The sequence below is a fragment of the Spirochaetota bacterium genome (assembly GCA_026414805.1).
In the GTDB taxonomy this organism is placed as follows: domain Bacteria; phylum Spirochaetota; class UBA4802; order UBA4802; family UB4802; genus UBA4802.
On the sequence record JAOAIH010000126.1, the window covers coordinates 1 to 1,274 of the forward strand.

At 36.0% G+C, this 1,274-nt stretch carries 1 protein-coding gene (running past one end of the window); it reads left to right on the plus strand.

The window, feature by feature from the left end; genetic code table 11:
* Positions 1 to 219: 219 nt before the first annotated feature.
* Positions 220 to 1,274 carry the 5' portion of a methyl-accepting chemotaxis protein gene (locus tag N3F66_14770; protein MCX8125409.1) on the plus strand. It continues 604 nt past the right edge of the window, so 1,055 of the gene's 1,659 nt are visible here — the first part of the coding sequence; it begins with the start codon at positions 220 to 222; its stop codon lies beyond the right edge, outside the window.

A 1,274-nucleotide genomic window follows, 5' to 3' on the forward strand; every position in this document is an offset into this window, starting at 1 on the left:
GAGTAGTAGCTTTGTTGGTAAAAAATAAGATAACTGGACGGAATGCGCTATCCTGAGAATCATAATTATATAATTATTTTTATATATTTTAATTTGTTGTAATTGCTACTATGTATTTTATAGCAAAAATTTACTGCTATTATTATATTACTGTTGATATTTACTATCACTGATGGTACTATCAAAGCATATACAATTACTATACCCAATGGGGGTCATATGAAACAACACTATACAGCCCGCCAGGTTTTAGAGATACATTCAAGTGGAACATATATCATTATTTTTATAGTAATAGCTCTAATAGCACATATATTTCAGATTTTGGGAAAAGTTGCTATTTCAGAAATAGCCAGGCTTGCCTTCATAAGTGGTGTGTGTATCCTTGTCTCATATATTATTTACAAAAGAAAAAGGCTTTTAAAGCCTACTGGCGTGTTTGAATGGCTTTTGGGTTTTATAAGCTTGAATATTCCATTGGCTGCAAAATTTGCCTATGCACAAAAATATGACTGGACATTTGCACTGGAGTCATACAACAGCTCGGTGCTTATGGTTATTCTTCTTATTATGCTTCAATTATATTATAACCGGCGGCTAATGAATTTTTACACGGCATATACTGTCATAACATGGACAGCATTTTTATTAGTGGCGATAGCTCATGGAGCTGAAATTCATTGGGATGCAACCCTTGATGGCAAGCCGGTTCATGGCTTCATTATCTTACGTGAGATTTTCTTTATAATGATTACTGCCGTTTTTGGAATTTTGGCTTCCCGAAATATACGTGTTGTGCTGGAATATGATGATCGCTCCACTAAACAGCTTTCGGTTATTCAAAAGCAGTCAGATGTGCAGCGACAGCTCAATGAAACAATTAAAGAAAAGGTTGCTGATCTTCTGGAACAGGTGAAACAGCAGGATATACTCACTGTTAAATTCAATGATAAGATGCAAAACCAGGCCTCGACGTTTGAAGAAATATCAGCCACACTTGAAGAGCTTTTGGGTTCAGCTGAAAGCATTGCCCGTATAGCCGAGGAGCAGGTTGGTGGCAATGAGATGATGGAAACCATAGTGAATGAATTTAAAATAATCAAAAATGAAACACGGCAAAATCTGGATAAGACAATACAGGAAGTTGATACGGTGGTTGCCCAAACAGGAAATGCAAATGAAAGAATCAAAGATGTGGAATCAACTATTAATCAGATACGTGCACAGAGCCAGAAGATTTCAGAGACTATAAGCGTAATTGTTGATATTGCTGA